This window comes from Stenotrophomonas sp. YIM B06876 (genome assembly GCF_030711595.1).
Taxonomy (GTDB): Bacteria; Pseudomonadota; Gammaproteobacteria; order Xanthomonadales; family Xanthomonadaceae; genus Stenotrophomonas.
The window spans coordinates 1-1,155 of sequence record NZ_JAUJUJ010000262.1 but is presented as its reverse complement, the minus strand read 5'-3'; the positions used below and the strand labels follow the sequence as shown (position 1 = coordinate 1,155).

The window sequence follows — 1,155 nt, the reverse complement described above, 5'->3', positions numbered from 1 at the left end:
ATGTCGCCGTGGCTGCGGAAGGTGTGGCCGCCAAAGGTCCAGGAGGCGTTGTCCTGGATGATGGTGCCGGCCGCGCGCTTGCCGGTCTGCAGCGCGGCCAGAGCCATGAAGGGCTTGTAGGTCGAGCCCGGCGGGTAGGTGCCGCGCAGCGCGCGGTTGAGCAGCGGCCGGTCGATCGACTCGTTGAGCGCCTGCCAGTTCTCCTGGTCGATGCCGTCGACGAACAGGTTGGGGTCGAAGGTGGGCTTGCTGACGAAGGCCAGCACCTCGCCGTTGCGCGGATCGAGCGCCACCAGCGCGCCGCGCCGCGTGCCGAACAGGTCTTCGACCATTTTCTGCAGGCCGATGTCGAGCGCCAGCTGCACGGTATGGCCCGGCGTGGCCGGGAAGCTGTTGAGCCGGCGCACCGCGCGCCCGCCGGCCGAGGTCTCCATCTGCTCGACGCCCGTGAGGCCGTGCAGCTGCTCTTCGTAGCTCTGCTCGACGCCGAGCTTGCCGATGTAGTCGGTGCCGCGGTAGTTGGCCTCTTCGTCCGAGTCCTGGATCGCGGCTTTTTCTTTCTGGTTGATGCGCCCGATGTAGCCGATGGCGTGGCTCGCCACCTCGCCCAGCGGGTAGCTGCGAAACAGCCGCGCCTTCACGTCCACGCCCGGGAAGCGGTAGCGCTGCGCGGTAAAGCGCGCCACCTCCTCGTCGGAGAGGCGGGTGCGGATCGGCAGCGACTCGAAGCTGCGCGACTCGTCCATGAGGCGCTTGAACTTGCGCCGGTCGCGCGGCGGGATGTCGACCACCTCGGCCAGCGCATTGATGGTGTCCTCGAGCACGCCGGCCTTGGACGGGGTGATCTCCAGCGTGTAGGCCGAGTAGTTGGTGGCCAGCACCACGCCGTTGCGGTCCAGGATCAGGCCGCGGTTGGGCACGATGGGCACCACGGCCGTGCGGTTGCTCTCGGCCTGCTCGGCCAGGTCTTCGTGGCGCACCACCTGCAGAAACAGCAGGCGCGCCACCACCAGGCAGAACGCCAGCAACACCACCACACCGACGACGACGGCGCGCAGGCGAAAGCGCGCCGCATCAGCCTCAACGTTGCGCAGCTCGGTCATGGCTGGCGCAGTTCAAGAAGCCTGCTCATAGGGGTCGGTTTTCGTCGCGGTC

At 68.1% G+C, this 1,155-nt stretch carries 1 protein-coding gene; it reads right to left on the bottom strand.

The genetic code is table 11. The annotated features are described in order from the left end of the window. On the bottom strand, positions 1-1,103 hold a 1,103-nt coding region (locus QZH66_RS16585; RefSeq protein ID WP_305806968.1), incomplete at its 3' end, for a penicillin-binding transpeptidase domain-containing protein. Between the last annotated feature and the right edge of the window lie 52 nt (positions 1,104-1,155).